Below are 8,814 nucleotides of genomic sequence, written 5' to 3'. Positions count from 1 at the left end.
TACTATCTCGTTAATAAACTTTGCTGCGTTCATTGATATTTTGGATATTAGGAAATTTTATGTCTCAGTCCCTGATTGGCTCAAATAAGTTTGATCTCGACACACCGGTTCTGTGCATCGACCTGGATCTGATGCAATCGAATATTCAAAAGATGTCGGAACACATTCTCAGCCGCGGGAAGACTTGGCGGCCTCATGAAAAGTGCCATAAAACGCCTGCCATTGCACTGGCTCAGATAGAGGCGGGTGCCATCGGTGTCACCTGTGCCAAGGTCTCCGAAGCCGAAGTGATGGCGGCTGCCGGAGTCAAAGACATCCTGATCGCTAACATGATTGTGGGTAAAACCAAATGGGAACGTGTGGTTTCGTTATGCCGACACGCCAACCCAATCATCGCCTGCGATCATTATGCCCAGATTGAACCTCTGGCCATGATGTGCGATGCGGCTGGCGTCACTTGTCGTATGATGCCCGAAGTGAATATCGGTCTGAATCGTGTCGGCTCACGCCCGGGACAGGATACCGTTGATCTCGCGATGGCCATCGACAAACTTGATGGAGTCGAACTGGCGGGAATCATGGGCTATGAAGGGCATCTGCTTCAAGTTCAAGATCAGGAAGAAAAGAAAGAAAAGATCGAAGAAGCGATGCGAACACTCGTCGGTTGTAAAGACGCCATTGAAGCGAAAGGCATCCCATGTGAAATCGTGAGTGCAGGCGGCACAGGTTCGTTTCAAATTACATCCGACTGTGAAGGGATCACAGAACTTCAGGCGGGCGGTGGTATCTTTGCCGATCCGATGTATGTCAACAAGTGCAATCTGACCGGCTACGATTATTCGTTGAGCGTGCTGGCAACCGTTGTCAGCCGTCCCGAAAAAGGACGCATGGTACTCGACTCCGGCCGTAAAACAATGCACCCCGATTTTCAGCTTCCGCTGGTCAAAGCCTGGCCTGACGCCAAAGTCACCTCTCTCAGCGCGGAACACTGCGCCGTCGACTTGGGTCCCGCATCACAGGACCTCAAGATCGGCGACAAAATCGAACTCATTCCTGGTTATACCGACTTCACATCTATTCTGCACGAGAACTTTTATGGCTTTCGTAACGACCGCCTGGAAGTTGTCTGGCCAATTCAAGGTCGCGGGAAGATTCAGTAGCCACGGCTCACTGATTGCAACGCGAAGCATGAACCTGGACTCATACTGTCGCTTCAAAGAGAAACGATCAGTTTGAGAACTCGTATTCTCATACCGCAAATGCTAAGCCTATTATCACTGCAATTAAACCAATAGCCAGGCCAACCAAAATAGTAACAATATACTGGCAAAGAGCGACTCCCATACCGCGTTTGAAGGTCGTTGGTAAGAGTGCGGCCAAAAGTGCTGAAGAGACCAGAAAGGTAAACGGAAGAGAGATCAGATTCAGTGTAAGGTCAAATCCGGCTTTTGCGCCACCTTCTCCTGCTTGAATTAGACCTGTTGCAGCTCCTATCGCTCCCAGGATTGCCCCAATGATCGCATTGGCGACACCCGTGATTAATAAAATGCCCATAGCCTTTAACATTGAAGGTTCTGGAACTAAATCCTGCCCCTCTTCACCACTCCCCTTGCCTGCTAGTTTATTAAACATACTAATGGCGGCCCGAAGTATCACAGCCCCTATGAGTAACGCAATGGGAAGAATTATGACGATTGCACACAGAAAACCTCCCAAAAAACCTATCGCTTGTGAGTCTGACATTGACTGCTCCATTAAATAATTATACTGACACAAAAGTCACATATGTTTACAGAGAATATAAATACACCTTCTATCAATTCTCGTCAACCGAATTCATATAATTTTGTACCGTGTTTTAAATATTTTCTTCTCCTTCCTGCTTCGGAGCAAAACTCAAATATCAACAATGTTAGCTTGGTTATAAGCATGCTTTCCGATAACATAAACATTGATTGATATATGGTTTCTTCTGTGCGACTGGAGAAAGAATGGCTCAATTCATATCACATGCTGGCTGTGCTGAATTTCAACGAGAGCTTCGCTTGAACCGTCGTGGTTTTTTGAAAGCAGGCGGCCTGGGGCTGACCGGACTCACACTTTCAGAGCTTCTGCAACATGAAGCCTACGCAGGCGCTGCTGCGAAAAAAGAGAACTCGGTGATCATTCTCTGGATGCGCGGCGGTCCTTCTCAACATGAAACCTGGGATCCAAAGCCCAATGCACCCGCGGAATTCCGCGGCGAATTTGGTGCGATCAAGACCTCCGTTCCTGGTATTGAAATTGTCGACTTAATGCCGCGCTGTGCCAGGATCATGGAGAAATGGTCCATCATTCGCAGCCTGTATCATACCAACGCAGGACACTCTGCCGGTGATCAGATTCTGTTTACCGGACACCCGCCCGGCACGAACCCGGCTGTTAATGTTCACCCCAGTTGTGGCTCCATCGTTTCAGAACAGTTGGGACACCTGACACCTGAACTACCTCCATATGTTATGATCCCGCGAAATGTACCAGGCACCGATTCTGCCTACCTTGGAGTGGCTCACAAGCCTTTCGAAACATTGGCGGACCCCGCCAACGATGGTCCTTTTACGTTACAAAATTTTTCGCTTGTGGAAGGCATCAACGGCGATCGTTTTAGTCAGCGTAAAGATTTACTGAAAGGGTTCGATCAGCTGCGAACTGATATCGATCACTCCGGACAACTGGATGCGATCAGCAAATTCCAACAACAGGCGTTTGGCATTCTCAGTTCGGACAAAGCCCGTAAAGCGTTTGATCTCGATTCAGAACGCAGCAGCACGCGCGAACGCTATGGATTTATTCCGCGTTACAATCCTATGGATCCGACTCGCTGTAGCGCGAGTGCCTTTTCGCAGCGCATGTTACTTGGTCGTCGTCTGGTCGAAGCAGGAGTGCGACTGGTCACAGTCGACTGTCGCTGGTGGGACACACATGTGAAAGGCTTCGACTCCATGCGTAACGGTTTTCTACCTCGCTGGGACCAGTGTTACTCCGCCTTGCTTGAAGACCTGGACCAGCGGGGCCTTTTAGAAACTACACTTGTCGTGGCCTGGGGTGAATTTGGTCGAACGCCGCGTGTAAATAAAAATGCGGGCCGCGATCATTACCCTAATGTCTTCAGCGCTGCTATCGCAGGAGGACCCGTCAAAGGGGGTCGAGTGGTTGGTTCATCGGACGCCAAAGGGGCATTCCCTAAGGATAATCCCAAGACACCACAAGATGTGCTGGCCACGATTTATCAACACTTGGGGATCGATACACAAAAGCATTACCTCGACCATTCGGGACGTCCGATTATCACGCTACCCTACGGAGAGCCATTGCACGAACTGGCGTAATGACTCTCAATAGAATCGGAACTATTGACTAGTTGTCATCCACGCGTTTGATGAGTGCGTTGTAATCTTTGAGACAACGAGTGATTAATTCCCGCAGTTCCTGAACCTCTGCCTGATGGGCATGCGAGGTTGATAACAGCGGTTGCATCCAACCTTGCATCAGATCAAACTGCGTTTCCAGCACATTAAGTAACGAACGCGGGATTTTATTGACGACTGTGATTTTATCGGGGATCTCGCCAGTCGCGGGCTGGTTTGAATCAGGAACTGCCGGAGCAGCTTTAGTTTGTTCCAATTGTGATTGAACCGATTGCTCAAAGAGCGTTGCCACATCCTTTGTACCAGAACTCAGTGCGACCTGAATGGCTTCCAGTCCTTCAGCAAGATGTTGAAACCGTTCAATAAAAGCACTCGCGTATTGATCGAGGTTGGTCTCTTTCTCTTGTGTCAGTTGATTGATTCCGGTGTCCATCGTTTCGCGGATCTCGTTTAAGCCCTCACTGACATTGCTGAGTTGTAAAATCGCCTGCGACAGCCGATCTTCTTCCCCGCCGACACTTTTGAGTTGCTGATTTTTGCGGAATGATTTTTTAATCTCTCTCCAGCGTTTTTGCTCCTCTTCGGTGAGAATCTCCATCAGTTCTTTAAACTTCAACAAGTTGGCCTCTGTATCTGAAGTCAAAGTCTGAACGTCGTTCTCATAGTTGGAAACAATGAGTGTCTCAAGTTCCTTGTCGTTCATCACCGCATAGACTTTTTCGGCGATACGGTTCATATTGCGATACGATCCCTGCAATTTGAAAGCAGGTTCGATGCGATAGTCATCGGATTGAGCCGCCGACTGGATATATTGACGGTTCACCTTCAAGATCACATCGCGAACTCGAATCAGTTTTTTCATGGTGGAAACCATCTCGTTGAGTTCCTCAACGGAATAGTTTCCTTCCAGGTCGCCCCGTTCTCCTGTGCCATTCTGTGCCATCTGAATGATCGTGTAGATATCTTTCTGGCTGCGCGACGAGAGTGGATTCAGAACAGGGTTGGAAGTGATACTGTTTTCCAGATAGCTCATCTCAAACGCATCGGCGTGCTCGCCAATCACTTCACCCAGGTTATAAATATCGGCCCGGTTAGAAAGCATGTCGGGAATCTGGAATTTCTCGCCGCTTTCCGTATAGGGATTGCCCGCCATCACGACAGCCACTTTTCGACCGCGTAAGTCATAGGTTCTGGTTTCGCCTTTGTAGACTCCTTCGATCTTGCGCTGGGCATCACAGAGTGATATGAACTTCTGAAGAAATTCAGGATGACAGTGCTGAATGTCATCCAGATAAATCATCACATTGTCACCCATCTCCAGCGCGAGGTTTAACTTTTTAACTTCTTCACGGGCACCCGCATTCGGTGCAGAAGCGGGGTCGAGCGAAGTGACTTCATGCCCTAGAGCAGGCCCGTTGATTTTCATAAAAATGATACCCAACCGATTGGCGATGTATTCCATCAACGTGGTTTTCCCGTATCCGGGCGGAGAAACCAGCATCAATAGTCCCATCAGGTCGGTTCGCTTCTGTTCGCCGGCCTCTCCCATCTGCTTGGCGAGGTTGTCACCAATCATTGGTAGATAAACTTCGTCCAGCAAACGGTTTCTGACAAAAGAAGTGAGAACACGAGGTTGAAATTCATCTAGCCGCATTGTTTCGCGGGTTGTATCAACCAGTTCTTTCTTCAACGCAACAAAGGATTCAAACCGGGGAACATTCACAGACTGAAATTCGGACAACCGTTTCATAAAACGATTGAAGTGCAAATGATATTCACCACTTTGAATACATGCATGCGAACCCGATAGGCCTTCAATCTGGTCAATGACCTGGGCATCAATTAAACGACCACGGTCCAGCTTTCCTTCGAGCAAGAGAAGTGCCATTTCATCACGGTAATCATGATCTTCGGTATCGTCCTGATGATCCAGAAATGCCTGAACCCAGTCCCTGGCCAACAAAAACCAATTCGCTGGATTTTCGCTGGTCGCTGCCAAACTTTCTTCGAATCGCTCCAGCGCGTTATTGTGTTTCAAATACTTTTCGAAGTCATGATAGAGGTCTGCAGCACGCTTACTGATGACAAAGGAATTACCACCGACTAACTCATGAAACAGATATTCGGCCGCCTCCGGACTCAATGCATCCTCAAAACCGGAAATTTGCTGAATGCATTGCGTTAGTTGCTGCTGCAATTCATTGATATAATACTGCTGCTGTCCTGTTTGAGGGAAGACCTGCATGATCTTTCCAAACCCGGAAAGCTTGCTTGTAAAGATCGTTTTGGTATCCTCATCACAGAAATAATTCCAGTACAAGGCTGCCAGCGCCCGCGCGCTCGATTGATAATGTAACAGCCCCAGTGCCGGCTTGATATGCAATATTGACTTTAACAGAAGCAGTGCATCCTGATCGTGAACACCTTTGACATACCCCTCGCTATAACGGGGGCCCATGAATTTTTGAATGAATGCCAGGAGCTCTTCATCGGTCAATTTAGCCAGCGACTCTACAGATTGATCTGGATCCGTTTCCAATGAATTCAAGAGACAGTACGTCAGATATTCAGAACGATAAACGTCTTTATTTTCGGAAACGACCTCCTGATTCCAAACTTCTTTTGTGGCCAATAAACGCTCATCTTCGATGACTTCAAAGAAATTGGTTCCCGTCAAATGCAATTGCAGCGCATCATCACGAAAGACAGTGGTTAAATCAAGTGGCTGACGATTAACAGTAAATTTGCGGTTGCCAAGTTTGATGATGTTCTCGCCATCGACAAACAATTCCTGCTTATCTTTCAACTGCCTTACGGTATCTTCACGGATACTTTTTAGACGACTCTGTATGTCATCTACTTTGACAGTATCGTTCAATTCACCCAACTGGCGAACAATGTCTCTCACCTTGTCGATCATCAGGTCCGAAGCAAAGTAACCATTGATCTCATTGATCGACTTCAACTGTTCTGCACGGCTGCGAATGCCCGTTAAAATTCGATCAGCTGATTTCGCAAGAGTATTGGCCCGTTTGTTCTGGCTCTCCACAATCGCCAGCTTGCGCGATTCAAAAGCAGAGTAGATCTCTTCCCGCTTTTCTGTCAACTGTTCGACGAATTCATCAAATTCTGCAAATCGCCCTTCGAGTTCCTCAACTTGAATCATCAGTTTCGTGAGAAAGTCATCACATTTTTCAGGTGAATCACAAACATCCAGATAATTCACAACTCCTTGATTCAGGAGTTTGATCTGTGCATTGAATTCTGCCACCCCTTCGACGGACATCAAATCTTTGATACGGCGTTTCAGGGCAGCCCGCGATTGATTAATACGAGAGAAATTCGTCGAGATGTTATCAATAATGGCAGTACGTTGAGTCGTGTCTTCGACTTTCAGGTTGCTGACAATATCAATCAGCATCTCCAATTCGCTAGAACTGGTCTCTATTTCTTTTTCGACTTTTCGCGCATCGGCTACTTTCTCGACCGTTTCAATTTGAGCCGTCGCTGCTGAAATTCGATCGGTGTAAGGCTTGAGTGCATCGTCTCGCAAGAGAAATGAAACACAGCGCGTGGCTAGTTTCTCAGATCGTTCACTGACTTTTTTTTCCAGTTGATCAACGAGCTTGAGATCAACATAACGTAAATCGCGCAGCGAAATGATATCTCCCCGCAAACCTCTTAAGTTGGCAAGACTCAACACAAAGTCATCAATTTTGTCGAAACGACGATGATTGATTTCTGTTAATATTTTTCCGGTATGTGTCTCGACTTCGGCAGTTCTCTTTTTTGTGCTTTGTTGTAGCTGTAATACTTTTTCAAATTCAGTGACTGCCGCTTCAGCTGCTCTTTTGATTTCAAGAACAACCTCTCCGAGCTCGCATGTCTCTTTGTGATTGATCCAGAAATAGGAATCGAGGACATCACTCGTATGTTTAACGAGATCTACATAAAGATTTTCATAAGCCTCTTTACGATTGATTAACCCCAGAATTTCATGACATTCCGCCATGCCGCGTACGATGTCTTTGTTACCGATTTTATTGAGATAAGAGTCTGTTTTGTGCGGAACCTGAAATGTTTCGCTAATGTAAGGGGTTTTCCAGAGCTGAATCGTATGATGTTTCTGAGGCTCGTCCTGCCCGGAAAAACAAATTAACTCCCCCCCTTCAAACAGAGTGAATCCGTGACATCGAAGCGGTGTATCCAGCTTCTGTTCGATCACATTATACTGCAATAAAACATAGGCTCCCTGATCAGGCTGGTAAAAGATATAGAGATAATCTTCTCCGTTGGGGGAAGAAATTCGCCCCTGATAGAGCATCTCTTTTAGCTCAGTCTCAAAGGTCTTTGATTCTCCACTTTGTAAATAGTAACCATTCGAGAAAACCAGACCATGATCATCGGGAAGCAGAATGCAAGCGTCTTTAATCGAATCCAGCCGTCGTGCATTCTGCAATTTTTCGTTATAAACAAAGTAACGGTATTCAGACTCCTGGTAAGGTCGAACCTTGAGCAGGATCAGTGAACCAATGAGTGCATAGAAAATCTCGGCATCATCGAGTGTCTGATCAGGATCATCCACGGGTTCCGAATAGATTCCTTCACCGGTTTCGGTGTTGTTCTCTATCTTGATGGTTAAATCGCCGCCGATCGTTTCGACAAAGAGCCGATCATCGATGGAAATATGTGGATGCACTCCCGAATAATGCAGGTCGCGATGCGTACGCGTCCATTGAAATTCCTGCTGCGGTGGATACTGAACTTCATGGTCACTGCGGTTGTCAACGTAAACCAGTTGATCTTTTTGAATGGCCCATTTAAACGATTTAAAATCTTTCGGCCCTTCACCAACACGAAACAGCATATACAAAAAAGGACCTTTTACAAAAAACTTTGCAAAGGTAGCATTTTTGTAATAGCGGTAAATGTCTTTGAAATCTTTTTCAAACTCTGGATTCTGGATTAAATCCAGCGATAAAGGGTGATAGGTATCGTCTTTAAATTCGTAGACCGAAAAGACATCACTCAGATGAGTTTCCGCTTTCAAACCAAAGTGCACGTTGTAACCAAACAAGAAACGGTTACCAACGGCCAACATATCGCGCGGGACACAGTTATGCTCTGTGGTGATTCGCTCACTGCCCAGCAGTTGCGTTTCAATCGAGCCAAAGACCTCTTTTCGCAGCTCATTGAGATTCCCCAGCCGTGACTGAAGTTCTTTGCCGTGACTCTGCAAACGATTTTGGATAATTTCGTATGTACTGCTCTCCAGGGCAATCGCATCTGCGTTGTCTGCTGCGGCATCTTGAGAATCATTTTCCAAATCGGCCATTGACGTAGTTCCCGGGGCATCCTGTTTCTGTTTGTTTTCGCAAGAGTGAATGAATTCGAAATCGATTGGCTC

General features: G+C 46.7%; 4 protein-coding genes. 2 read left to right on the top strand and 2 right to left on the bottom strand.

Annotated elements, in window-relative coordinates; genetic code table 11:
- Positions 1–59 precede the first annotated feature (59 nt).
- A complete protein-coding gene (locus V144x_RS07090) occupies positions 60–1,160 on the top strand; it encodes a DSD1 family PLP-dependent enzyme (protein WP_144983440.1) in 1,101 nt (366 codons plus the stop codon).
- Positions 1,161–1,248: 88 nt separating this feature from the next.
- Here V144x_RS07090 and V144x_RS07085 read toward each other — a convergent pair whose 3' ends face one another.
- Positions 1,249–1,743 (bottom strand): hypothetical protein, encoded by a 495-nt coding sequence (locus V144x_RS07085; RefSeq protein WP_144983437.1) that lies wholly within the window; start codon positions 1,741–1,743, stop codon positions 1,249–1,251.
- Positions 1,744–1,991: 248 nt separating this feature from the next.
- On the opposite strand from V144x_RS07085, the gene V144x_RS07080 reads away from it, so the two are divergent.
- The gene (locus V144x_RS07080) at positions 1,992–3,368 is read left to right on the top strand and encodes a DUF1501 domain-containing protein (RefSeq protein WP_144983434.1); all 1,377 of its coding nucleotides are present in this window, start codon (positions 1,992–1,994) and stop codon (positions 3,366–3,368) included.
- 28 nt (positions 3,369–3,396) lie between these two features.
- Here the strand turns inward: V144x_RS07080 and V144x_RS07075 are convergent, their stop codons facing one another.
- On the bottom strand, positions 3,397–8,742 hold the full coding sequence (locus V144x_RS07075; RefSeq protein WP_144983431.1) for a DNA repair ATPase: 5,346 nt from the start codon (positions 8,740–8,742) through the stop codon (positions 3,397–3,399).
- Positions 8,743–8,814 lie beyond the last annotated feature (72 nt).

The organism is Gimesia aquarii (assembly GCF_007748195.1).
Taxonomy (GTDB): domain Bacteria; phylum Planctomycetota; class Planctomycetia; order Planctomycetales; family Planctomycetaceae; genus Gimesia; species Gimesia aquarii.
This window is presented reverse-complemented; position numbering and strand designations above follow the sequence as displayed.

What these genes read in the sequence shown, in the direction of transcription:
- V144x_RS07085 (WP_144983437.1), bottom strand. Translation starts at nt 1,743, where the DNA reads ATGTCAGACTCACAAGCGATAGGTTTTTTGGGAGGTTTTCTGTGTGCA.
- V144x_RS07090 (WP_144983440.1), top strand. Translation starts at nt 60, where the DNA reads ATGTCTCAGTCCCTGATTGGCTCAAATAAGTTTGATCTCGACACACCG.
- V144x_RS07075 (WP_144983431.1), bottom strand. Translation starts at nt 8,742, where the DNA reads ATGGCCGATTTGGAAAATGATTCTCAAGATGCCGCAGCAGACAACGCA.
- V144x_RS07080 (WP_144983434.1), top strand. Translation starts at nt 1,992, where the DNA reads ATGGCTCAATTCATATCACATGCTGGCTGTGCTGAATTTCAACGAGAG.